Origin of the sequence: Pseudomonas sp. RU47 (assembly GCF_004011755.1) — a bacterium.
GTDB lineage: Bacteria > Pseudomonadota > Gammaproteobacteria > Pseudomonadales > Pseudomonadaceae > Aquipseudomonas.
The window spans coordinates 1,607,169-1,630,571 of sequence record NZ_CP022411.1 but is presented as its reverse complement, the minus strand read 5'-3'; the positions used below and the strand labels follow the sequence as shown (position 1 = coordinate 1,630,571).

Annotated in this window: 18 protein-coding genes; 9 read left to right on the top strand and 9 right to left on the bottom strand. The window is 59.5% G+C overall.

Annotation, left to right across the window (positions count from 1 at the left end; translation table 11 throughout):
• The first annotated feature begins 49 nt into the window (after positions 1-49).
• Positions 50-1,348, top strand: coding sequence for a mechanosensitive ion channel family protein (locus CCX46_RS07490; RefSeq protein ID WP_127926242.1), 1,299 nt, complete (start codon positions 50-52; stop codon positions 1,346-1,348).
• Positions 1,349-1,471: 123 nt separating this feature from the next.
• Here CCX46_RS07490 and CCX46_RS07485 read toward each other — a convergent pair whose 3' ends face one another.
• The 3 genes from CCX46_RS07485 to CCX46_RS07465 form a co-directional block, all read right to left on the bottom strand.
• The gene (locus CCX46_RS07485; protein ID WP_102900312.1) at positions 1,472-2,338 is read right to left on the bottom strand and encodes a carboxylate/amino acid/amine transporter; all 867 of its coding nucleotides are present in this window, start codon (positions 2,336-2,338) and stop codon (positions 1,472-1,474) included.
• 344 nt (positions 2,339-2,682) lie between these two features.
• Positions 2,683-3,282, bottom strand: coding sequence for an FMN-dependent NADH-azoreductase (locus CCX46_RS07475; protein WP_127926241.1), 600 nt, complete (start codon positions 3,280-3,282; stop codon positions 2,683-2,685).
• Between the two features lie 230 nt (positions 3,283-3,512).
• Complete coding sequence (locus CCX46_RS07465) at positions 3,513-3,827, bottom strand: 3-phosphoglycerate kinase (RefSeq protein ID WP_102900300.1); 315 nt, start codon at positions 3,825-3,827, stop codon at positions 3,513-3,515.
• A 49-nt stretch (positions 3,828-3,876) separates the two neighbouring features.
• Here CCX46_RS07465 and CCX46_RS07460 point away from each other — a divergent pair, with 49 nt between their 5' ends.
• The 5 genes from CCX46_RS07460 (at position 3,877) to aqpZ (ending at position 9,005) form a co-directional block, all read left to right on the top strand.
• Entirely contained in the window at positions 3,877-4,800 is a 924-nt protein-coding gene (locus tag CCX46_RS07460; RefSeq protein ID WP_007914443.1) for a LysR family transcriptional regulator, read from the top strand.
• Positions 4,801-4,814: 14 nt separating this feature from the next.
• Positions 4,815-5,618 (top strand): alpha/beta fold hydrolase, encoded by an 804-nt coding sequence (locus tag CCX46_RS07455; protein ID WP_127926240.1) that lies wholly within the window; start codon positions 4,815-4,817, stop codon positions 5,616-5,618.
• A gap of 3 nt (positions 5,619-5,621) precedes the next feature.
• Complete coding sequence (locus CCX46_RS07450; protein WP_095049280.1) at positions 5,622-6,179, top strand: peptidylprolyl isomerase; 558 nt, start codon at positions 5,622-5,624, stop codon at positions 6,177-6,179.
• 88 nt (positions 6,180-6,267) lie between these two features.
• Positions 6,268-8,100, top strand: coding sequence for an ABC transporter ATP-binding protein (locus CCX46_RS07445; RefSeq protein WP_127926239.1), 1,833 nt, complete (start codon positions 6,268-6,270; stop codon positions 8,098-8,100).
• A gap of 209 nt (positions 8,101-8,309) precedes the next feature.
• On the top strand, positions 8,310-9,005 hold the full coding sequence (aqpZ, locus tag CCX46_RS07440; protein WP_127926238.1) for an aquaporin Z: 696 nt from the start codon (positions 8,310-8,312) through the stop codon (positions 9,003-9,005).
• A 126-nt stretch (positions 9,006-9,131) separates the two neighbouring features.
• On the opposite strand, the gene CCX46_RS07435 is transcribed toward aqpZ, so the two are convergent.
• Entirely contained in the window at positions 9,132-10,256 is a 1,125-nt protein-coding gene (locus CCX46_RS07435; RefSeq protein ID WP_127926237.1) for a GNAT family N-acetyltransferase, read from the bottom strand.
• A 282-nt stretch (positions 10,257-10,538) separates the two neighbouring features.
• On the opposite strand from CCX46_RS07435, the gene CCX46_RS07430 reads away from it, so the two are divergent.
• Positions 10,539-11,861: a putative porin gene (locus tag CCX46_RS07430; RefSeq protein ID WP_127926236.1), complete on the top strand. Its 1,323-nt coding sequence runs from the start codon at positions 10,539-10,541 to the stop codon at positions 11,859-11,861.
• A gap of 188 nt (positions 11,862-12,049) precedes the next feature.
• On the opposite strand, the gene CCX46_RS07425 is transcribed toward CCX46_RS07430, so the two are convergent.
• The 5 genes from CCX46_RS07425 to aceK all read right to left on the bottom strand — a co-directional run bounded on the left by CCX46_RS07425 (position 12,050) and on the right by aceK (position 20,385).
• A complete protein-coding gene (locus CCX46_RS07425; RefSeq protein ID WP_127926235.1) occupies positions 12,050-12,289 on the bottom strand; it encodes an anti-sigma factor family protein in 240 nt (79 codons plus the stop codon).
• On the bottom strand, positions 12,283-12,894 hold the full coding sequence (locus CCX46_RS07420; protein WP_127926234.1) for an RNA polymerase sigma factor: 612 nt from the start codon (positions 12,892-12,894) through the stop codon (positions 12,283-12,285). The genes CCX46_RS07425 and CCX46_RS07420 overlap by 7 nt, the downstream gene beginning before the upstream one ends.
• A gap of 137 nt (positions 12,895-13,031) precedes the next feature.
• Entirely contained in the window at positions 13,032-14,153 is a 1,122-nt protein-coding gene (locus CCX46_RS07415) for a beta-ketoacyl-ACP synthase III (protein ID WP_127926233.1), read from the bottom strand.
• A 328-nt stretch (positions 14,154-14,481) separates the two neighbouring features.
• Positions 14,482-18,393, bottom strand: coding sequence for an ATP-dependent RNA helicase HrpA (gene hrpA / locus CCX46_RS07410; protein ID WP_127926232.1), 3,912 nt, complete (start codon positions 18,391-18,393; stop codon positions 14,482-14,484).
• Positions 18,394-18,663: 270 nt separating this feature from the next.
• The gene (aceK, locus tag CCX46_RS07405; RefSeq protein WP_127926231.1) at positions 18,664-20,385 is read right to left on the bottom strand and encodes a bifunctional isocitrate dehydrogenase kinase/phosphatase; all 1,722 of its coding nucleotides are present in this window, start codon (positions 20,383-20,385) and stop codon (positions 18,664-18,666) included.
• Positions 20,386-20,783: 398 nt separating this feature from the next.
• On the opposite strand from aceK, the gene CCX46_RS07400 reads away from it, so the two are divergent.
• Positions 20,784-22,409, top strand: a complete 1,626-nt coding sequence (locus tag CCX46_RS07400; RefSeq protein ID WP_127926230.1) for a methyl-accepting chemotaxis protein — start codon at positions 20,784-20,786, stop codon at positions 22,407-22,409.
• An 85-nt stretch (positions 22,410-22,494) separates the two neighbouring features.
• A complete protein-coding gene (locus CCX46_RS07395) occupies positions 22,495-23,403 on the top strand; it encodes a DMT family transporter (protein ID WP_127926229.1) in 909 nt (302 codons plus the stop codon).

Below are 23,403 nucleotides of genomic sequence, written 5' to 3'. Positions count from 1 at the left end.
TTAAATGCTCTAATCGCCCATCGCTTCCTACAGAAGAATCGTTACTCATATGGATTTCAAACAGCTCTGGCTCAAAGCCCAGGACCTCTGGGGCACCCTGGAACAGCATCCATTTCTGCAAGCCGGCCTGGCGCTGATGCTGCTGTTGGTCATCGCGCTAGTACTCGGACGAGTGGCGCGTTACCTGATCTTGCACGCCAGCCGCATGCTTGGCCGCCAGCCGGCGCTGCACTGGATCAATGATTTTCGCCACAACAAGGTGTTTCAGCGCCTGGCGCAGATGACGCCGTCGCTGGTGATCCAGTTCGGTCTGCATCTGGTGCCGGAACTGAGCAAAACCGCGATGACCTTTCTCGGGAACGTGGCGTTGTCGTTCACCATTCTGTTCCTGCTGCTCTCGGTCAGCGCCCTGCTCAATGCTCTGCTCGACATCTATGCACGCACCGAACATGCACGCACGCGCTCGATCAAGGGCTACGTGCAACTGGCGAAAATGGTCTTGTACGTGTTCGGCGCGATCATCATCGTCGCAACGTTGATCGACCGTTCGCCGCTGTTGCTGCTGTCCGGTCTGGGTGCGATGTCGGCGGTGATTCTGTTGGTCTACAAGGACACGCTGCTCTCATTCGTCGCCAGCGTGCAGTTGACCAGCAACGACATGTTGCGCGTCGGTGACTGGATCGAAATGCCACAAGTCGGTGCCGACGGTGATGTGGTCGACATCACTCTGCACACGGTCAAGGTGCAGAATTTCGACAAGACCATCGTCTCGATCCCGACCTGGCGCCTGATGTCCGAGTCGTTCAGAAACTGGCGCGGCATGCAGCAATCCGGCGGCCGGCGGATCAAGCGCAGTCTGTTCATCGATGCCAGCGGCGTGCGTTTCATCCGCGATGACGAAGAAGAAAAGCTCACCCAGGTGCACCTGCTGACTGACTACATGAGCCGCAAGAAAGCCGAGCTCAAGGCGTGGAACGAGGCGCAGGGCAATGTCGCGGCGATGTCGGCGAACCGCCGGCGGATGACCAATATCGGTACGTTCCGCGCCTATGCGCTGGCGTATCTGAAGAGTCATCCGGAGATTCAGCCAAACATGACCTGCATGGTCCGGCAGATGCAAACCACCGCGCAGGGGATTCCGCTGGAAATCTACTGTTTCACCAGCACCACGGCGTGGGCCGATTACGAGCGGATTCAGGGGGATATTTTCGATTACCTGCTGGCGGTGCTGCCGGAGTTTGGGCTGAGTCTTTATCAGCAGCCGAGTGGCGGGGATTTGCGCTCTGGCCTGCTGCCGGCGGTGCTCGGAGCGGCCAGCATTCCCGAGCCGCAGAAACACCTCATGTAACCCCACCGATCAAAACTGTAGGAGTGAGCCTGCTCCGGGCGGCGTTCCGACGATAGCGGTGTGTCAGACAAATCCATATTGACTGATACACCGCTATCGCGAGCAGGCTCACTCCTACAGGGGTTATGCGGTGGCTGGGGATTTGCGGATGCCCAGTCGGCTGATCCATACGGCAGCGAGGATGACGCTGCCGCCAAGGAACAACCGCCCCAGTTCCTCATGCTGATTCCAGATCAGCAAATTCAGCAGCAGCCCCACCGGCACATGCAGGTTGTTCATCACCGCCAGCGTGCCACCGTTGACCATGCACGCGCCCTTGTTCCACCAGTACATGCCCAACGCGGTCGAGACCAGACCGAGGAACAGCAACACGCCCCACTGCAGCGGCGCTTCCGGGAGGAAGTTGGCTTTGCCGAACATCAGAAATGCCGGCAGCACCACCGCCAGCGCGCCGAGGTAGAAGAAGCCGAAACGCCGATAGTGCGGCAGATCGCTCGGGTGTTTCGCCACCAGATGCTTGTACATCACCTGCCCTGCCGCGTAGGTGAAGTTGGCCAGTTGCAGCAGCAAGAAGCCCATGAAGAAATCCGGATTGATGCTGTCGAAACGAATCACCGCCGCCCCGCCCACCGCCACCAGCGCGGCGATCAGCGCCCACGGATTGAAGCGCCGATTCAGCGCGTCTTCGATCAGGGTCACGTGCAACGGCGTGAGGATGGTGAACAGCAACACTTCCGGTACCGTCAGCACACGGAAACTCAGGTACAGACAGACATAGGTCACACCGAACTGCAGCGCGCCGATCACCAGCATGCCGCGCATGAATGAAGGTTCGACCGAGCGCCAGCGGGTCAATGGAATGAACACCAGCCCGGCCAGCACCACACGCACCAGCACCGCGAAGTAGCTGTCGACATGACCGGCCAGGTATTCACCGATCAGACTGAAGGAAAACGCCTGGATCAGCGTGACAAAAAGTAGATAGCCCATGCTCGCCCCTAATTTGAATGGCGGCGACGATAGCGGTTTTTGCGCAAGACCGCGAACCCTCCAACAACACAAATCCCCTGTAGGAGTGAGCCTGCTCGCGATAGCGGCGTGTCAGTCAATACTGATGTGTCCGAACAACCGCCATCGCGAGCAGGCTCACTCCTACAGGGATCTACGTCGTTCTGTGCATCACAGGCAAAAAAAAGCCCGATCTCGCTAATGCGTTCAATCGGGCTACAGCACTCAGGAGCAACAAGTGCAAAGGGAGGTTCGATGCGCGTAGAGCCTTGAAGGGGTTGCGCCAGGTCACTTAAACAATCGGCGATTATCTGGCGATTAACATATCAAGCGACCTGGGACAGCTTGGCGTTGGCCTGATTCAGGCCCTTCTCCTGGAAATCGCCACCGAGGTTCATGCCTTCGGCGTGAATGAACGTCACGTCGTTGATGCCGATGAAACCCATGACCTGGCGCAGGTACGGTTCCTGATGATCCGCCGGGCCACCGGCGTAGATACCACCGCGAGCAGTGAGCACGTAGGCACGTTTGCCATTGAGCAGGCCTTGCGGGCCGGTTTCGGTGTACTTGAAGGTCACGCCGGCACGCAGCACGTGGTCGAGCCAGGCCTTGAGGGTGCTCGGGATGGCGAAGTTGTACATCGGCGCGGCCATCACCAGCACGTCGGCAGCAAGCAATTCATCAGTCAGTTCGTTGGAACGGTCCAGCGAAGCTTGCTCGTTGGCGTTGCGTTGCTCGGCAGGTTTCATCCAGCCGCCCAACAGATTGATGTCCAGGTGTGGCACCGGGTTCACGGCGAGGTCACGCACGGTGATCTGATCGGCCGGATGCGCCGCTTTCCACTGACTGATGAAGGTCTGGGTCAGTTGACGGGAAACCGAATCTTGCTGGCGGGCGCTGCTTTCGATGATCAGAACGCGGGACATGGTGTGTAGCCTCCATCCGAGAATGTTGTAGGTCGATGGAGTGAAGGTTAAACAGAGTCGAATCGATGAAAAAGCGCAAATAATTGCTGCAAAGCATCGAATAATTCGTTTAGATGCTGAATCATGCTCCTGTAGGAGTGAGCCTGCTCGCGATAGCGGCGTGTCAGGCGATATTGATTTATCTGGGACACCGCTATCGCGAGCAGGCTCACTCCTACAGGAGGCGACTGTTATTTCGGCGTGCAGGTCAGTTTGATGCGCAGCTTGATGATCTCGCGGGTGAACTTGGCCGTGGCGTTTTTGTGTTTGCCGGCCGGGACATCGATCGTGCGGGTGCGCGGTGCTTCCGGGCCATTGCTGAACACCGCTTTGCACGTCGCATCGACATCACCGTAGTTGGCCACCCGAATCGAGCCGATGTCGTTATCGGTGTCGAAGGTCTCGTAATCGATCTTCATGCCGTTGAGTTCTTTCTGCACATCGATCGGGTACGCGAAAGCAGTCAACGGAAGCAGCGCCAGCAGCACACAACAGAATTTTTTCATTCGGCAGTCTCCATGAGGGACGGCCAGCTTAGGACAAGAGGAGCTATTGATGAAAGCGCCCCGCGTGACCCTTGATCAATGGCGAACATTGCAGGCCGTGGTCGACCACGGCGGATTCGCCCAGGCCGCCGAGGCCTTGCACCGTTCGCAATCGTCGGTGAGTTACACCGTCGCCCGCATGCAGGATCAGCTCGGTGTGCCGTTGCTGCGCATCGACGGGCGTAAAGCCGTGCTCACCGAAGCCGGTGGCGTGTTGCTGCGCCGTTCGCGGCAACTGGTGAAACAGGCCAGCCAACTGGAAGACCTCGCCCACCACATGGAGCAAGGGTGGGAAGCTGAAGTCCGTCTGGTGGTCGACGCTGCTTACCCGAGTGCGCGCATCGTCCGCGCGTTGACCGCGTTCATGCCGCAGAGTCGCGGCTGCCGCGTGCGTCTGCGTGAGGAGGTATTGTCGGGGGTCGAGGAAGTGCTGCTCGAAGGCGTGGCTGATCTGGCCATCACCGGCCTGAGCATTCCCGGTTACCTTGGTGCGGAACTGAGCGACGTCGAATTCGTCGCCGTTGCTCATCCCGATCACCCGCTGCATCGGCTCAATCGCGAATTGAGCTTTCAGGATCTGGAAACCCAGATGCAAGTGGTGATTCGCGACTCCGGCCGCCAGCAGCCGCGTGATGTCGGCTGGCTCGGCGCCGAACAGCGCTGGACCGTCGGCAGCCTCGCCACGGCGGCCACGTTCGTCAGCAGCGGACTTGGTTTTGCCTGGCTGCCACGGCATATGATCGAGCGCGAACTGAAAGATGGCTCGCTCAAGCTGCTACCGTTGGACAGGGGCGGCAACCGCAACTCGAGCTTCTATCTGTATTCGAACAAGGACAAACCCTTGGGCCCGGCCACGCAAATCCTCATCGAACTGCTGCGTACCTTCGACACCTTGCCGCTGGACGCACCGTTCGCCGCCCCTGAACAAGCCTGACACGGAGTTCACCGATGGCGTATTTCGAGCACGATGGTTGCAACCTGCACTACGAGGAATATGGCCACGGCACGCCGTTGCTGCTGGTTCACGGGCTCGGCTCGAGCACACTGGACTGGGAAATGCAGATCCCGGCACTGGCCGCGCATTACCGGGTGATCGTTCCGGATATTCGCGGCCACGGTCGCTCGGACAAACCGCGCGAGCGCTACAGCATTGCCGGTTTCAGCGCCGACCTGCTCGCGCTGATCGAGCACTTGAACCTCGGCCCGGTGCATTACGTCGGGCTGTCGATGGGTGGCATGATCGGCTTCCAGTTCGGCGTCGATCAGCCTCATCTGCTCAAGAGTCTGACCATCGTCAACAGCGCCCCAGAAGTCAAAATCCGCAGCCGCGACGATTACTGGCAGTGGTTCAAACGCTGGAGCCTGATGCGCGTACTCAGCCTCGCGACCATCGGCGAAGCCCTTGGCGGCAAGCTTTTTCCGAAACCGGAACAAGCCGATCTGCGGCAGAAAATGGCTGAGCGCTGGGCAAAAAACGACAAACGTGCTTATCTCGCCAGCTTCGATGCGATTGTTGGCTGGGGCGTTCAGGAACGACTTTCCCGAGTGACCTGTCCAACGCTCGTCATCAGCGCCGACCGTGATTACACACCGGTGGCACTGAAAGAAACCTATGTAAAACTGCTGCCGAATGCGCGGCTGGTGGTGATCGCCGATTCGCGCCACGCCACCCCGCTCGATCAACCCGAACGCTTCAATCAAACGCTGCTGGAGTTCCTCGCCGCAGCCGATATTCAATCTCAGGATCACTGACCCATGTTGAAAAAACTCGCCCTCGCCGCTGGTACTGTGCTGTTTGCCGCCAACCTGATGGCTGCCACGCCGGCCAAAGCACCGCACGTGCTGCTGGACACCACCAACGGCCAGATCGAAATCGAACTGGACCCGGTCAAAGCGCCGATCAGTACCAAGAACTTTCTGGATTACGTGAACAGCGGCTTCTACAACAACACGATTTTCCACCGCGTGATCCCGGGCTTTATGGTTCAGGGCGGCGGTTTCACTCAACAGATGCAGCAAAAAGAAACCAAGGCCCCTATCAAGAACGAACACAAAAACGGTCTGGCTAACGTTCGTGGCACCTTGTCCATGGCTCGCACTTCCGTACCTGATTCGGCGACCAGCCAGTTCTTCATCAACGTCAAGGACAACGACTTCCTCGACCAGGGCGACGGCTACGCAGTATTCGGCAAAGTGGTCAAAGGCATGGACGTGGTCGACATCATCGTCAACTCGCCGACCACCACCAAAAGCGGCATGAAAGACGTACCTGCCGACCCTGTATTCATCAAGTCGGCCAAAGTCATCGACTAAGCTGTACAGGGCGTATCGAGCGGCGCTGGATTAACCCCACGCCGCTCACACCGATAAAAGGAGAGCCCGTGCTCCGGGCGGTTATCTGATGCTCTATCGCCGTTTCGAACAACTGATCGACATATTCCGTGAAGCCCCGACGGCGTCTCCGCCGGACCGCGTTCTCCCCTTCTATACCTATTACCTCAAGCAGGTCTGGCCAAGTTTCGCCGCCCTGCTCGTCGTTGGCCTGTTCGCCGCATTGATCGAAGTGGCGCTGTTCAGTTACCTGAGCCGCATCATCGACCTGGCCCAAGGCACACCGAACCCGAATTTCTTCAGCGACCATGCCCTCGAACTGACGTGGATGCTGGTGGTTGCCCTCGTGCTGCGACCGATCTTCTTCGGCCTGCACGACTTGCTGGTGCATCAGACGTTAAGCCCCGGCATGACCAGCATGATCCGCTGGCAGAACCACAGCTACGTGCTCAAACAGAGCCTGAATTTCTTCCAGAACGACTTTGCCGGGCGCATCGCCCAGCGAATCATGCAGACCGGCAACTCGCTGCGTGACTCGGCAGTGCAGGCAGTGGACGCGCTGTGGCACGTGGTGATCTACGCGATCAGCTCGCTGGTGTTGTTCGCCGAGGCCGACTGGCGCCTGATGATCCCGCTGCTGACGTGGATCGTTGCCTACATCGGCGCGCTCTATTATTTCGTACCTCGGGTGAAAGACCGCTCGGTGGAAGCCTCCGATGCGCGTTCAAAACTGATGGGGCGCATCGTCGATGGCTACACCAACATCGCCACGCTGAAGCTGTTCGCCCACACCAATTTCGAACAGCACTACGCCAAGGAAGCCATCGAAGAACAGACCGTCAAAGCGCGGATGGCCGGCCGCGTGGTCACCAGCATGGACGTGGTAATTACCGCCATGAACGGCTTGCTGATCGTCGGCACTACTGCGTTGGCCTTGTGGCTGTGGACACAGTCGTTGATTACCGTTGGCGCGATTGCCCTGGCGACCGGCCTGGTGATCCGCATCGTCAACATGTCCGGCTGGATCATGTGGGTAGTCACCGGCATTTTCGAGAACATCGGCATGGTCCAGGACGGTCTGCGCACCATTTCGCAACCGGTCAGCGTCACCGATCACGAGCAGGCCAAACCGCTGGACGTGGCCCGTGGCGAAGTACGTTTCGAGCACGTGGATTTTCACTACGGCAAGAAGCGCGGGATCATCGGCGACCTCAATCTGAACATCAAACCGGGCGAGAAAATCGGCTTGATCGGGCCGTCCGGCGCCGGCAAATCGACTCTGGTCAACTTGCTCCTGCGTCTGTACGACGTCGAAGGCGGACGGATTCTGATCGACGGCCAGAACATCGCCGAAGTCGGTCAGGAAAGCCTGCGCGCACGGATCGGCATGATCACCCAGGACACCTCGCTGCTGCACCGTTCGATCCGCGACAATTTGTTGTACGGCAAACCCGATGCGACCGATGCCGAGTTGTGGGATGCAGTGCACAAGGCGCGTGCCGATGAGTTCATTCCGCTGCTGTCGGACGCTGAGGGCCGCACCGGTTTCGATGCGCATGTCGGTGAGCGTGGAGTGAAATTGTCCGGTGGTCAGCGTCAGCGCATTGCGATTGCGCGGGTGCTGCTCAAGGACGCGCCGATTTTGATCATGGACGAAGCGACCTCGGCGCTGGATTCGGAAGTCGAGGCGGCGATTCAGGAAAGCCTGGAAACGTTGATGCAGGGCAAAACCGTGATCGCGATTGCGCACCGGCTCTCGACCATTGCCCGTATGGATCGGCTGGTAGTGCTGGAGAACGGCAAGATTGCCGAGAGCGGCACCCATGCCGAATTGCTTGCCCATCGCGGGTTGTATGCACGGCTATGGGCGCACCAGACCGGAGGGTTTGTCGGCATCGACTGACCCCTCCAAGATCATTCCCACGCTCTGCGTGGGAACGATCACCGCCACAGCCCGCCAACCACGGGCGCTGGCGGTTTTTTTGTGGCCGCTGGAAATCCACCAAAACCCTGCTGTACTCAGCCAAGGTTCCGGAACGGAGCCTGTCGTAAGTCTGCAAGGATGCACAACTCGATGCAGTCTCGATAGCAGGGCTATCAAGGACGCCTCTCATGTCTCTGTTCAAACGTTCAGTCACTGAGTTGTTGGGTACGTTCTGGTTGGTATTGGGTGGTTGCGGCAGCGCAGTGATCGCCGCGTCTTCACCGCTGGGAATCGGGGTGCTGGGGGTGGCCCTGGCGTTCGGTTTGACGGTGCTGACCATGGCGTTTGCCATCGGCCACATCAGCGGCTGTCATCTCAACCCGGCCGTCTCGGTCGGTCTGTTCGTTGGCGGTCGGTTTCCGGCCAAGGAGTTGCCCGCTTACATCATTGCCCAAGTGCTCGGTGCGATTCTCGCGGCGGCGCTGATCGCCCACATCGCCAGCGGCAAAGAGGGTTTCGATATCGCCGCTGGCCTGGCGTCCAACGGTTATGGTGAGCATTCACCGGGCAAGTACTCGATGGCAGCGGGATTTGTCACTGAGCTCGTGATGACCGCGATGTTTGTGATCATCATCCTCGGCGCCACCGATAAACGCGCACCACCCGGGCTGGCGCCGATCGCCATCGGCCTGGGCCTGACGTTGATCCACCTGATCTCGATTCCGGTCACCAACACCTCGGTGAACCCGGCACGCAGCACCGGGCCGGCGCTGATGGTCGGCGGCTGGGCGATTGCGCAGTTGTGGATGTTCTGGGTCGCGCCGCTGATTGGCGCGGTGGTGGGTGGCGGGATCTATCGCTGGCTGGGCAAGGAAGAAACCTGAGGGGTGCCTGAGATCCCCTTGTAGGAGCTGCCGAAGGCTGCGATCTTTTGATCTTGATGTTCAAAAAAGCAAGATCAAAAGATCGTCCGATCGCGGCCCGAGCCTTCGGCAGCTCCTACAGGGGATCTAGGTTTGGCGGTAGGGCAAGGCTGTTTTGGCTTCCTCGGCATAGGCGAGGATGCCGGCACGTTCCTGTTGCAGGAAATCCTTCACCGCTGCTTTCAGCCCCGGATGGCGCAGGTAATGCCATGAATGGGTGATCACCGGTTCGAAGCCGCGAATCAGCTTGTGCTCGCCCTGGGCGCCGGCGTCAAAGCGTTGGAAACCCTGCGCAATCGCGTAATCCATGCCCTGATAAAAACAGGTTTCAAAGTGCAGCCGATCAAACTCGGCCAGACACCCCCAGTAGCGGCCGTAGAAACTGTCGCCACCGACCAGACTGAACGCCATCGCCACCGGCCGTGAGCCCTGTTTGGCCAGCACTACGCGGATTGCCTCGGGCATGCGCTCGGCCAGCAGGCTGAAAAACTCCCGCGTCAGATACGGCGTCTGGCGCCGCACCGCGTAGGTGTTGGCGTAGCAGGCGTAGACAAAATCCCACTGCGCCTCGTCCAGCTCGCGCCCCTCCAGCCATTCAAACTCACAGCCCTGCCCCGCCACCTGCTCGCGCTCCTTGCGCATCTGTTTGCGCTTGCGCGAACTGAGCACGTCGAGGAAATCCTGGAAGTCACGATACCCGCGATTCTGCCAGTGATACTGACAGCCGATGCGTTGCAGCCAGCCCGGTTGTTCGGCCATCGCCGCATCAGTGAAAGCGTCGGTGAAATTGATGTGCGCGCTGGAAAGCCCTTCGATCTCCAGATAGCCGGGCAGGCTCTTGAGCAGTTCGAAACCGTCTTCGACATTGGCCGCCAACAGACGCGGGCCGCTGACCGGACTGAACGGCACAGCCGTCAAAAGCTTGGGGTAGTAATCGATGCCGGCACGGGCGCAGGCATCGGCCCAGCCGTGATCGAACACGTACTCGCCGTAGGAATGCCACTTGCGATAACTGGGTAACGCGGCGATCAGTCGATCATCTTCGATGTGCAGCAAATGCTCAGGTTGCCAGCCAGTGTGGGGGCCAACGCTACCGCTGTCCTCCAGTGCACTGAGAAAAGCGTGGCGCAGAAACGGCTGGCTTTCAGGCACCAGTGCATCCCAGCTTGCCGGGGCAATTTCCGACAGGTTTTGCAGGCGTTGCAACGGCATCAACAAGCTCTCCACAACAGGACTTCAGCGCCCGGCGAGTATCGCCGATTGCGCGGCATTGCACACCCGCAATCGGCCGACAGCGCTCTGGATCAATAGTTCAGGGTTAATCGATATCGTCATCATACTGCCATCACTGTGCCACTGCTCTGTCATAAACCATCGCGATACTGGCGCCTGTTTTTAGAGCGCCGGGTTCTACCCGGACACTGTTTTCCGACGTCCAGATCGTCGGTTGTGCCCGGGATGGTTCAGCCATCCCTCTCATCTTCGGAGATTGCTATGCGTCTTGCTTCCACGAAAACTGCGGCGGCCCTGTGTGGCGGCCTGTTGCTGGCCATGAGTGTTCCGGCCAGTGCCGCAGTCGACGCCAAACTGCTCGACATGCTCAAGGCTAACGGTTCCATTTCCCAGGCGCAGTACATCGAACTGCAAACTGAACTGGCCAAGGATCAGAAGGCCCAGCAAATCGCGCAGCAGGCGCAGCAAGAGACCAACGAACAAGTCGCGGCTGTCGCGAAGAAGAGCAACGAGCAAAGCGCTTTCGACCAGAAACTGGCTTGGGCCGCGAAGACCCAGTTCAAGGGTGACGTGCGTATTCGTCAGGAAACCATCAAGATCGACGGCGAGCCGAACAACGGCGGCCGCGACAAGGATCGTCAGCGTATTCGTGCCCGTCTGGGTGCCTACACCGAGATCAACCCGCAGGTCGACACCGGCATCCGTATCGCCACCGGCGGCGGCGACGACGCCCGTTCGACAAACCAGGATCAGGACAACTACTTCGACAAGAAGCAGATCTGGCTCGACCTGGGTTACATCGACTACCACCCGGATCAGATCAAGAACCTGCACATCATCGGCGGCAAGATGCTTCAGCCGTGGGTCAGCATGGGCGACGTGATCTGGGACAGCGACATCAACCCGGAAGGTCTGGCCGTTACTTACAAATACCCGTTGGGCAGCAGCGCCGAACTGTTCGGCAGCCTGGGTAACTACAACCTCAAGGACAACGTTGATGGCGATGGCGTGCAATTCCGTCACGACCTGCGTCTGACCGCTGGCCAGTTGGGTAGCCGCTTCAACATCACCGACAACCTGAAAGTGACTGTGGGCGGCAGTGTCTACGCCTACCAGAACGACGAAGACAGCCGCTGCACCGGCACTTCCACACCGTGTGCGCTGGCGGTCAACGGCAACTCGGCCAACAACGAATTCCGTCTGTATGAAGGGTTCAGCCAGGTCGACATCGGCGGTCTGCCGATGCCATTGTCGTTCTACGGTCAGTACGTGAAGAACAACGACGCCGTGACCGATCAGGACACCGCGTGGCTGTTGGGTGCCAAGTCGAAAGTCTTCGGCCTGAACCTCGATTACAACTATCGTGACGTGCAGCGCAACGCCGTGGTCGGCGCCTTCACCGACTCCGACTTCGCCAACGGCACCACCGGCTCCCGTGGTCACAAGTTCAAGGTCGGTTACGACATCGACAAGAACTTCGCCATTGGCGCTACGTACTTCCTGACCAAGGCCGACTTCGCCAGCCGTACCCAGCGTGACGCTGACGCCAACACCTTGCAGCTGGACGCCGAAGCCAAGTTCTAAAACGCTTCACCCTTTAGCCCGGTGCGAGCGGGACGATCCCCATCATCCGTTCGTTTCGCTCGCGCCGGGCTAATTCTGCAGGATGCAAAAAATCTCCTGTAGGAGCTGCCGAAGGCTGCGATCTTTTGATCTTGATCTTGAAAAAGATCAAGATCAAAAGATCGCAGCCTCGTTTCACTCGACAGCTCCTACAGGGGATTATCTTTTCGTCGTTGCTCGGCCAGGCGTTCAGCCAAGGCATCGACGCCTTCTTCCGGTTTCTCCGGCATCGCCTTCAATGTGGCTTGCATCAAACGCATCTGGCGAATGAAACGCCGGCAGTTCGGGCAAAACATCAGGTGATGACGCACCATCCACTTTTCGCGAAAGCTCAGTTGGCCATCGAGATAATCGCTGGAGCGCGCCACTTGTTCCTTACAGGTCAGCATTCTCCGGTCTCCTCAAAATGCTCCACGGTCGCGAAGACTTTCAGCCGCGCACGATGCAGCAGCACACGGACATTGGAGAGCGAGATCTCCAGAAGATTACAGATCTCTTCAAGCTCCAGCCCCTGACGCTCACGCAGCAGCAAAACACTGCTTTGCAGTTCCGACAGATTCAACAGGGTGTGTTCCAGACATTCGCGCAATTCGCTCTCGGTCAGCAGCGCTTCCGGCGTGTCCTGGTGCCAGGCGAAGGGGGCGACCAGCCAATGGCCGTCACCGGGAGAAAAGCGGTCGTCGTCGATCGTGCCATGGGGCGATGGCAAATCATCCATCAACACTTCCCGGCGATTTTGTTTATAGCGACTTTTCGCCGAGTTGGCGGTGATGGTCAACAGCCAGGTCTTGAGACTGGAGCGACCTTCGAAACTGGCAATATGGCGCACCACCGATAGCCAAGCGTCCTGCACCACTTCTTCAACGTGGCGCTGGCCGACAATGGCATACGCCACGGCGCGCATGGCGCTCTGATACGTCGTCACCAGTTCCTTGAAAGCCTGTTGTTCACCTGCCAGCAGGCGCGCAAGCAGTTGGGTGTCGTCAGCCGCCATCCATCAATCCCCTTGTCCCGATTCCGAAAATGACGGCGACAGGTCTTCACCTGCCGCCATTTCCGAAAAATTACAGCGTTTGAGCCGATTCGGATGTAGGAAAGGTCGGCGCGATTAAGAGGAAATTAAACCAATTTTCAACGCTTGCGCAGAATCACGCTGCCGATCGAATAGCCCGCACCGAACGAACTCAACACCGCCAGCGAACCTGCAGCCAGATCGTCCTGATATTTGTGGAAAGCAATCACCGAGCCTGCAGAGCTGGTGTTGGCGTATGTGTCGAGGATCACCGGCGCTTCTTCTTCGGTGGCTTCGCGGCCGAGCAGTTTGCGCACGATCAGATGGTTCATGCTCAGGTTGGCCTGGTGCAGCCAGAAGCGCTTCACGTCGCCGACGTTGAGCTGGTTCTCTTGCAGATGCTCGCCAATCAGCTCGGCAACCATCGGGCAAACGTCCTTGAACACCTTGCGGCCTTCCTGCACAAACAGCTTGTCGCGGGTACCGATGCCCTCTTCCGCTGCGCGGTTGAGGAAGCCGAAGTTGTTGCGGATGTTATTGGAGAACTTGGTCAGCAGTTTGGTGCTGACCACGTCGAACTGGTACTTGGAGGTCGCTGTATCAGCGCGCTCGATGACCACGGCAGTGGCGGCGTCGCCGAAGATGAAGTGGCTGTCGCGGTCACGGAAGTTCAGGTGCCCGGTGCAGACTTCCGGATTGACCATCAGGATTGCCCGGGCCTGGCCCAGTTGCACGCTGTTGGCAGCAGCCTGGATGCCGAAGGTGGCCGAGGAGCAGGCCACGTTCATGTCGAAACCGAAGCCCTGAATGCCCAAGGCTTCCTGGACTTCGATGGCGATGGCCGGGTAGGCGCGCTGCAGGTTGGAGCAGGCGACGATCACGCCGTCGATGTCAGCGGCGGTTTTGCCGGCGCGTTGCAGGGCCTGTTCGGCCGCGCCGATGGCCATCTGGCAGAGCACCGACCATTCGTCGTTGGAACGCTCCGGCAGGCGCGGAGCCATGCGTTGTGGATCGAGGATGCCGTCCTTGTCCATGACAAAGCGGCTCTTGATGCCGGAAGCCTTTTCGATAAACGCAGCGCTGGATTCGGTCAGGGCCTGGACTTCGCCGCTGGCGATCGCGTCGGCGTTGTCGGCGTTGAACTGGGCGACGTAGGTATTGAAAGACTGCACCAGCTCTTCGTTGGAGATGCTGTTGGCCGGGGTGTACAGGCCGGTGCCGCTGATGACGACGTTATGCATGGTCGTTTCTCTAATCTGTTCAGGCAGAAAGTGCTGGAACCGTCGTACCAACACACAAAGGGTCTATTCCCATCCGGGGGACGCAAACCTGGCATCGCTTTATTCCGTCTCGCACCACGGCCGAAGGCTCTGGGTCGCGAAAGCGGCGTTTATGGTCGCGAAGTTTGCCATAAACGTGGACTTTTGGCGCCTTTCTCAAGCACAACCCACATCCCAATGTGGGAGCGAGCCTGCTCGCGAAGGCAGAGTGTCAGTCACCAGATTCTTGTTTGACACACCGCTTTCGCGAGCAGGCTCGCTCCCACAGGGGATCGCGTACGGCTCAAGATCAGGGTTCGACCTGGCTCCACTGCTTGTTCAGACGTTTGTCGGAGATCGGGACCTTGGTGCCCAACTGTTGAGCGAACAGTGAGACCCGATATTCCTCGAGCCACCAGCGGTACAGCTCAAGCTGCGGATCGCGTTTGCCTTCCTGCGCATGTTTCGCCGCGCGGGTCTGGTATTGCGCCCAGAGGCCGGCGAGTTCGCCGCTCCAGACGCGATCCTTCTGCACCTGCGCACCGAGTTTTTCGAAGCGCTGCTCGACCGCTTTCAGGTAACGCGGCAACTCCTTGAGCCACTGCATCGGCGTCTCGCGGACAAATCCCGGATACACCAGATTGTTGATCTGCTGCTTGATGTCATTCAACGCCACGGCCTGAGCAAGGTCGATCTTGCCTTTGAAGCGTTTTTGCAGGCCGTGCCAGAGCTTGAGAATCTCCAGCGTCAACCGGGCCACGCGCTCGGCGTGCTCGGTCCAGTTGCCGCGTTTGCGCTCGGCCAATGCTGCCAACCCGGCGCCGTCGCGGGGCAATGGGTCTTCACCCTCAAGAATGCAACTGTCGACGCTGGCCAGCAGAATGTCTTCGACCAGCGCATCGACCCGGCCCAGCTCGCGATAGAGCAGGCCCAATTCGGTCTGCCCCGGCAACTTGCCGCGCAGGAACTTGGCCGGCTCAGCCAGTTGCTGCATCAACAAACGCTGCAAAGCGCGACGATGCTGGAATTCGGCTTCGGCCGGGGTCGAGAAGCGCCCTTCCTTGACCGTGCCGCCCTCTTCGACCAGCGCCGGATACACCGTCATCGACAGCCCGGCGATCTTCTGTTGAGTCTTTTCCGCCACCGGCGCGAAGACTTTCGCCTCCACCGGTTGCTGACTTTTCGCGCTCTGCGGCACCGCCAACGCAGCCTGACTGGCTTCGGCAAACCGCGCAGTCAGCTCGGCCAGATCGCGCCCCTCACCGAGGAATTTGCCCTGGGCATCGACGATTTCCAGGTTCATCCGCAAATGCCCCTCAACGCCTTGCTCAGCTTCTGCCCACGCCTCGTCGCTGACCCGCGCGCCGGTCATGCGCAGCAATTCACGACCCAGCGCTTGCGGCAACGAACCGTCGGCAAAGGTCATACGTTGCAAGGCAGCCTTGATGAAGTCCGGCACCGGCACAAAATTCTTGCGCAGCGCTTTCGGCAAGTTGCGCACGAGGGCGATGCACTTGGCCTCGATCAGCCCCGGTACCAGCCACTCCAGGCGCTCCGGCGGCAGCATCGGCAACAGCGGTGCCGGCACGCGCAGGGTCACACCGTCACGCGGGTGATTGGGCTCGAAGTGGTAGGTCAGCGCCAGTTCCAGATCGCCAATGTGCAACGTGTCCGGGTAATCGCGCGCGGTGACTTCACTGGCCTCGCGGGCCAGTACGTCCTCTTCGCGCATGATCAGCAGTTGCGGGTCTTTCTGACTGTTGATGCGATACCAACTGTCGAACGTCGCGGTCTGGTGAATCTCCGCCGGCAGCCGCGCATCGTAGAACGCGTACAAGGTTTCTTCGTCGGCGAGAATGTCGCGGCGACGGGCCTTGGCTTCCAGTTCGTCGAGCTGTTCCAGCAACTGCTGGTTGGCCGTCAGGCACTTGGCTTTCGACTGAATCTCGCCGCGCACCAGACCTTCGCGGATAAACAGCTCACGGGAAACCACTGGATCGACCGGGCCGTAATGCACCGGGCGGCGGCCGACCACGATCAGCCCGAACAGGGTGATCTGTTCGAACGCCACGACCTGGCCGCGCTTCTTTTCCCAGTGCGGTTCGAAGTGGTTTTTCTTGATCAGGTGCCCGGCCAGCGGCTCGATCCAGTCGGCATCGATCTTGGCGACCATGCGCGCGTAAAGCTTGGTGGTTTCCACCAGCTCGGCGGTCATCAGCCATTGCGGGCGCTTCTTGCCGATGCCCGAAGACGGATGAATCCAGAAGCGCCGCTGACGCGCGCCGAGGTAATCGCCATCTTCGGTTTTCTGACCGATCTGGCTAAGCAAACCGACCAGCACCGCTTTGTGCAATTTCGGGTAATCCGCCGGCTCTTTATTCAGGCTCAACTGCATGTCGCGGCAGATCAGGCTCAACTGCCGATGGGAATCACGCCATTCGCGCAAACGCAGATAGTTGAGGAAGTTCTTGCGGCACCAGTTGCGCAGCGGACTCGCAGTCAGCGCCTGGCGTTGCTCTTCAAAACCACGCCACAGATTTACCAAACCGGCGAAATCCGAATCGACATCCTTCCACTGTGCGTGAGCCTGATCGGCCGCTTGCTGACGTTCCGGCGGACGCTCGCGCGGGTCTTGAATCGACATGGCACTGGCGACAATCAGCACTTCCTGCAAGCTACCGAGCTTGGCCGCTTCGAGCAGCATACGGCCCATGCGCGGGTCGACCGGCAAGCGCGCCAACTGGCGACCGAGCGGGGTCAACTGGCTGTTGCGGTCCACCGCCGAGAGTTCTTGCAGCAGGTTGAAACCGTCGCTGATCGCCTTGCCGTCCGGCGGCTCGATAAACGGGAACGCGGTGATTTCGCCGAGGCGCAGATGCAGCATCTGCAAAATAACCGCCGCGAGGTTGGTGCGCAGAATTTCCGGATCGGTGAACTCCGGGCGCCCATTAAAATCTTCTTCGCTGTACAGCCGAATGCAAATGCCCGGCTCGACCCGGCCGCAGCGACCTTTACGCTGATTGGCACTGGCTTGGGAAATCGCCTCGATCGGCAGACGCTGGACCTTGGCGCGATAGCTGTAACGGCTGATGCGCGCGGTGCCGCTGTCGATCACGTAGCGGATGCCCGGCACCGTCAGCGAGGTTTCGGCAACGTTGGTCGCCAGCACCACGCGACGGCCCGGGTGCGACTGGAAAATCCGCTGCTGTTCGGCCGGCGACAGGCGCGCGTACAGCGGCAGGATTTCAGTGTGTTTGAGCTGAGCCTTGCGCAGCATGTCGGCAGCATCGCGAATCTCGCGCTCACCTGGCAAGAACACCAGCACATCACCGGGGCTGCGACGTTCGCTGCGCTCGTAAGCGGCGATTTCATCGAGGGTCGCGAGGATCGCCTGATCCACCGTCAGGTCATCCTCGACGCGGTTGCCCTCTTCGTCCTGCTCCAACGTCAGCGGGCGATACCAGGTGTCCACCGGGAAGGTACGACCGGAGACTTCAACGATCGGCGCGTCGTCGAAGTGCTTGGAAAAGCGCTCCAGATCGATGGTCGCCGAAGTGATGATGACTTTCAGATCCGGGCGACGCGGCAGCAGGGTTTTCAGGTAGCCGAGCAGGAAATCGATGTTGAGGCTGCGTTCGTGGGCTTCGTCGACGATGATCGTGTCGTAGCGTTCGAGATAGCGATCATTTTGGGTTTCCGCGAGCAGAATACCGTCGGTCATCAGCTTGATCAGGGTGTTGGAATCGCTCTGATCCTCGAAACGTACCTGATAGCCGACCAGCGCACCGAGCGGCGTAGCGAGTTCTTCGGCGACCCGGCTGGCGACGCTGCGTGCAGCGATGCGACGTGGCTGGGTGTGGCCGATCAGACCGTGCTGGCCGCGACCGATTTCCAGACAGATCTTCGGCAACTGGGTGGTTTTACCCGAGCCGGTTTCGCCGGCGATGATCAGCACCTGGTGTTTTTCCAGCGCCTTTTTGATCTCGTCGCGCTTGGCGGCGATCGGCAGACTGTCGTCGTAACGAATCACCGGCAGGCTGGCACGGCGGGCCAGCACCTGATCACAGGACGCCTGCATGCGCGTCACCCACTGGGCCAGTTTGGCCTCGTCGGGTTTCTTGCGCAGCTCAAGCAACTGCCGCCGCAGCCGGTGACGGTCGGCGAGCATGGCGTGATCGAGGTTTTTCAGCAGTTTGTCGATGGAGGGCGATTCGTCGGTCATCGGGTAGGCAATTCGGTCGTCTATTTATGCAGGGGGCGGATTGTCGCAGATTTGGCGGATTTGTGGCGTGTCAGGGGGATTGCTGCCCTCACCCTAGCCCTCTCCCAGAGGGAGAGGGGACCGATTGGGGGATGCTTCAAAGTTACATCGACCTGAAAGAGCTTTGCCGAATCCATAGTCGCTGGGTTCTTTCAGGTCAATGTTTGGCGCAAGACAACTCGGTCGGCTCCCTCTCCCTCTGGGAGAGGGCTGGGGTGAGGGTTTCAGGCCTTACTCGTTATCCAACCCTTTACGCCGATACGGGAAGACATCAATGACTTTCCCCGCCCGAATCGCCTCCTGCAAACTCTTCCAGTAATCGGCGTTATACAACTCGCCATGCAACTGATCGAACAACTTGCGCTGCCCCGAATCGGCAAACAGAAACGGCGGAAACTCCTCAGGAAACACATCCAGCGGCCCGATCGAGTACCACGGCTCGGACGCCATTTCGTCCTCCGGTGTACGCGGCGCGGGGATGTGGCGGAAGTTGGCCTCCGTCAGAAAGCAGATTTCGTCATAGTCATAAAACACCACCCGCCCATGCCGGGTGACGCCAAAGTTTTTCAACAGCATGTCGCCGGGAAAGATATTCGCCGCCGCCAGTTGCTTGATCGCCAGGCCGTAATCCTCCAGCGCCTCGCGCACCTGCGCGTCGTTGGCGTTCTCCAGATACAGATTGAGCGGGGTCATTCGCCGTTCGGTCCAGCAGTGGCGGATCAATACCGTCTCGCCCTCGACCGAGACTGTCGATGGCGCGACTTCCAGCAATTCCTCAAGACACGCCGGATCAAACTTGCTCAGCGGAAAACGGAAATCGGCAAACTCCTGGGTATCAGCCATGCGCCCTACCCGGTCGACGCTTTTTACCAGCCGATACTTCTCGATCACCGTGGCGCGGTCGACGTTTTTAGAAGGCGAAAAACGGTCCTTGATGATTTTGAATACGGTGTTGAAACCCGGCAGGGTAAACACACTCATGACCATGCCGCGCACACCCGGGGCCATGATGAACTGATCATCGGTGTTGGCCAGGTGATTGATCAGCGCGCGGTAGAACTCGGATTTACCGTGCTTGTAGAAGCCGATCGAGGTGTACAGCTCGGCGATGTGCTTGCCCGGCAGGATGCGCCGCAGGAAACCGATGAATTCCGCCGGCACCGGCACATCGACCATGAAGTACGAACGGGTGAACGAGAAGATGATCGACACGTCGGCTTCGTCGGTGATCAGCGCATCGATCTGGATCCCGCGCCCTTCGCGGTGCAGCAGCGGGATCACCAACGGCCATTGCTCGTCGCGGGTGTAAATGCGCCCGACCAGGTACGCGCCCTTGTTGCGATACAGCACCGAGGAAAACAGCTCGACGCTGAGCTCAGGATCCTTGCACACCCAGTCCGGCAGGTTCTCGCGCAGCTGCGCTTCGAGGCGAAGCAAGTCGCCGGGCAGATCGGCGTAATCCTCGCTGAAGCGATAGTCGGCAAAAATGCTCGCGAGCATCCCCGACAATTGCCCTTGCGGTTTGTAGGTACGGGTCTGCGCGGCGCGGGCACGGCGCAGGCTCGGGCGGGTGGTGTGGATGAACATGCAGCCGTCGCTGATCAGGTCATGGCTGAACAGCCCGCAGAAAATCGAGTTGTACCAGGTCTCCGACAGTTCATCGTCGAAGCGCAGGTCGATGACGCTGATGTAGGCGCTTTTCACCAGCGGCCAGCAGCTGACATTCATCAGCGTCTCATCGTCGAAGTATTCGCGCAGACGGGCGATGGTTTCGCCGACCTTTTCTTCATAGAGATTGATCCGCGCCGCCGACGCCGTTTGCGTCTCCTGCCAGCGCGCCTGCTCGAAGCGCTCACGGGCACCGTCGGTGATGCGCCGGAAATGCTCGCGGTAATCGTCAAAGCCATCGAGGATCATGCGGGCGATGTCGGTGGCTGGCCATTGCTGCGGCATAGATGAGACCTCGGCGTGCGTTTGGAAATCTGTGCCTGAGCTTAGCCACGGATGCGCACACAGGTGAAGTGCAATTTCTGCCAAATCTGCGCCGGGGTTGTACGCCAACAGCGTTTTGGCAAAGTTTTTTTAATCAACCGTTCGGTCAGTTAACGCCTGAGCGGTTCTTCTCGCCGCCCTGCGCCAGCCCGTGAATTCTCTGGGTTTCGGATCCAAGACCCAATGCACGCGTCTAGTCCGCGGCATTGCTGCAACTACGCGGATCGCCAGCAACGACTCCAGATTGGTCTTACCAAGATAGTGGCACTTTGATATACAGCCCGCCATTACCCGCCTCATAACAAGATCCTCGCTGACGAGGACGACCTCCCCCCCTTCAAAGATCAAGGAGCACACTGATGTCTATCCGGAATCTGCGCATAGGTTTGCGCGCCAGTTTGAGCTTTGCCGTTTTGGCCAGTCTGCTGGTGATGGTCGGCCTGTTCGGTCTGGGCCAGATGAAAACCCTGCGCGAAAGTGCAGCGGTGATCGAAGAATCATGGATGCCCAGCATCGAGAGCATTCATGACGCGGCGGCGAACATCGCCAGCATCCGTCTCGAATCGTTGCGTCTGATCACCAACTCCCAGCCTGCGGTGCGCGACCGAAGCAAAAATATCCTCAAGGCGCAACGCGAGGAGTTGCTCAAACGCCTCAACGATCACAAAGCCTTGATCGCCAGTGATCAGGAACAGGCGATGCTCGACGGCTTGAACGCGGCCATCGGCAAATACCTGAGCATTCTCGATCAGATTGTCAGCCAGATTGACGCGGGGCAGAACGAGCAGGCTGCCACGCGTTTGAGCAATGAACTGGCGCCGCAGGGCACTGTGCTCGATAAGACGCTGGAGCAGATGATCAGCCTCAACCAACAAGGTGCGGATGCCGCCGCCAAAGCCGCTGCGGCGATGTATCAGCAGGCATTGTGGATCGTCACGTCGATCATCGTGGTCGCCCTGATTGCCACCTTGTTATTGGCCTGGCTGCTGACCCGCAGCATCACCACCCCGATCAATCAGGCACTGGATGTCGCGCGGCGCATTGCTGCCGGTGATCTCAGCGGACAGATCACCAGCACCGGGAAGGATGAGGCGTCGCAGCTGCTCCATGCCTTGGCCGAGATGCAGGGCAATCTACGCTCGACCATTCGCGGTATCAGCGAATCGGCACAGCAACTGGCTTCCGCTGCCGAGGAAATGAGTTCGGTGATGGAGCAGAGCACCCGCGGCCTGCAGCAGCAGAACGATCAGATTGAACAAGCCGCCACCGCGGTCACCGAGATGAGCACGGCGGTGGACGAAGTCGCCGCCAACGCGGTGTCCAGCGCCGAGGCGTCTGCCGCGTCGAACGAGGACAGCAAGCACGGCCACGTACAGGTCAGCGAAACCATCAGCTCGATTCAGCAACTGGTCGATGCGGTACTCGGTGCTTCCGCACAAGCCGAGGGTCTGGCCAGGCAGGCACAGGACATCAGCAAAGTGCTGGAGGTGATTCGCGGGATTGCCGGGCAGACCAATCTGTTGGCGCTCAATGCGGCGATCGAAGCGGCGCGCGCCGGTGAAGCCGGGCGCGGTTTTGCCGTGGTCGCGGACGAAGTCCGTTCGCTGGCGCAACGCACGCAGAATTCCACCGAAGAAATCGAGCTGATGATCAGCAGCATCCAGCAAGGCACCGGGGCGACCGTTGGCGCTTTGCAGAGCAGTGCCGAGCAGGCGGGTCAGACGCTGCGCCGCGCCAACAGTGCCGGGCAGGCACTGGAAAAAATCACCGCGTCGATCTCGCAGATCAACCAACGCAACCTGGTGATCGCCAGCGCGGCCGAGCAGCAGGCCTTGGTGGCGCGCGAGGTCGATCAGAATCTGGTGACCATCCGTGACCTCTCAACGCAGACCGCCGCTGGCGCCACTCAGACCTCGGCTGCAAGCCAGGAACTGTCGCGTCTGGCCGTGGACCTCAACAGTCTGGTGACACGCTTTGTGATCTGACCGATAAGTTGCATGCCCGAATAGCGGTTGCCTTCGTCAGGGCGCTCGGCAACACTCTCGTCCCGATCAAGGAAGGAGACCCGTCGTGAGCCCTGTCGATATTTTCCGTATGTTGTCGCTGGCGGCCATCTGGGGCGCAAGTTTTCTGTTCATGCGCATTATTGCGCCGGTGATTGGCACGATCCCGACCGGGTTCCTTCGCGTGTCGATTGCGGCTGCAGGTTTGCTGGTAATCCTCGGGCTAATGCGCGTGCGCTGGGATTTCAAAGGCAAACTGAAAACCGTGATGCTGCTGGGCGTGATCAACTCAGGCATTCCGGCGACACTGTATTCGGTCGCGGCCCAGGTATTGCCAGCCGGCTATTCGGCGATTTTCAATGCCACCACGCCGCTGATGGGCGTGCTGATTGGCGGGTTGTTCTTCAGTGAAAAACTCACCGCAGCCAAACTGGGCGGGGTGTTCCTCGGTCTGTTAGGCGTTGGCGTGCTGACCCGCGCCGGTCCCGTGGCATTTGACATGCAGCTGTTGATGGGCGCCCTCGCCTGCTTGCTGGCGACCACTTGTTATGGTTTTGCCGGTTTCCTCGCGCGGCGCTGGCTGGATCAGGCCGGTGGACTGGACAGCCGATTGTCGGCGCTGGGCAGCATGCTCGGTGCGACGTTGTTCCTGTTGCCGTTGTTCGGCTACAGCGTGATCACGTCACCGCCGGTCAGTTGGGGCGGCTGGAATGTCTGGCTGTCGCTGTTGGGCCTGGGTCTTGGCTGCACGGCGTTTGCCTACATCATTTACTTCCGCCTGCTCAGCTCGATCGGTCCGGTGAAGTCGATGACGGTGACCTTCATGATTCCGCCGTTCGGCGTGTTGTGGGGGGCATTGTTGCTGGATGAGCCGTTATCGATGGCGCACATCTATGGCGGGGTGTTGATCGCGATTGCGCTGTGGCTGGTTTTGAAGCCGGCGGTGGTGAAACCGGCTGAGGTGCCGGCCCGATAA

Bases quoted from the DNA above. Each gene is read 5' to 3' on its own strand.
- CCX46_RS07490 (WP_127926242.1), top strand. From the start codon at position 50: ATGGATTTCAAACAGCTCTGGCTCAAAGCCCAGGACCTCTGGGGCACC.
- CCX46_RS07485 (WP_102900312.1), bottom strand. From the start codon at position 2,338: ATGGGCTATCTACTTTTTGTCACGCTGATCCAGGCGTTTTCCTTCAGT.
- CCX46_RS07475 (WP_127926241.1), bottom strand. From the start codon at position 3,282: ATGTCCCGCGTTCTGATCATCGAAAGCAGCGCCCGCCAGCAAGATTCG.
- CCX46_RS07465 (WP_102900300.1), bottom strand. From the start codon at position 3,827: ATGAAAAAATTCTGTTGTGTGCTGCTGGCGCTGCTTCCGTTGACTGCT.
- CCX46_RS07460 (WP_007914443.1), top strand. From the start codon at position 3,877: ATGAAAGCGCCCCGCGTGACCCTTGATCAATGGCGAACATTGCAGGCC.
- CCX46_RS07455 (WP_127926240.1), top strand. From the start codon at position 4,815: ATGGCGTATTTCGAGCACGATGGTTGCAACCTGCACTACGAGGAATAT.
- CCX46_RS07450 (WP_095049280.1), top strand. From the start codon at position 5,622: ATGTTGAAAAAACTCGCCCTCGCCGCTGGTACTGTGCTGTTTGCCGCC.
- CCX46_RS07445 (WP_127926239.1), top strand. From the start codon at position 6,268: ATGCTCTATCGCCGTTTCGAACAACTGATCGACATATTCCGTGAAGCC.
- aqpZ (WP_127926238.1), top strand. From the start codon at position 8,310: ATGTCTCTGTTCAAACGTTCAGTCACTGAGTTGTTGGGTACGTTCTGG.
- CCX46_RS07435 (WP_127926237.1), bottom strand. From the start codon at position 10,256: ATGCCGTTGCAACGCCTGCAAAACCTGTCGGAAATTGCCCCGGCAAGC.
- CCX46_RS07430 (WP_127926236.1), top strand. From the start codon at position 10,539: ATGCGTCTTGCTTCCACGAAAACTGCGGCGGCCCTGTGTGGCGGCCTG.
- CCX46_RS07425 (WP_127926235.1), bottom strand. From the start codon at position 12,289: ATGCTGACCTGTAAGGAACAAGTGGCGCGCTCCAGCGATTATCTCGAT.
- CCX46_RS07420 (WP_127926234.1), bottom strand. From the start codon at position 12,894: ATGGCGGCTGACGACACCCAACTGCTTGCGCGCCTGCTGGCAGGTGAA.
- CCX46_RS07415 (WP_127926233.1), bottom strand. From the start codon at position 14,153: ATGCATAACGTCGTCATCAGCGGCACCGGCCTGTACACCCCGGCCAAC.
- hrpA (WP_127926232.1), bottom strand. From the start codon at position 18,393: ATGACCGACGAATCGCCCTCCATCGACAAACTGCTGAAAAACCTCGAT.
- aceK (WP_127926231.1), bottom strand. From the start codon at position 20,385: ATGCCGCAGCAATGGCCAGCCACCGACATCGCCCGCATGATCCTCGAT.
- CCX46_RS07400 (WP_127926230.1), top strand. From the start codon at position 20,784: ATGTCTATCCGGAATCTGCGCATAGGTTTGCGCGCCAGTTTGAGCTTT.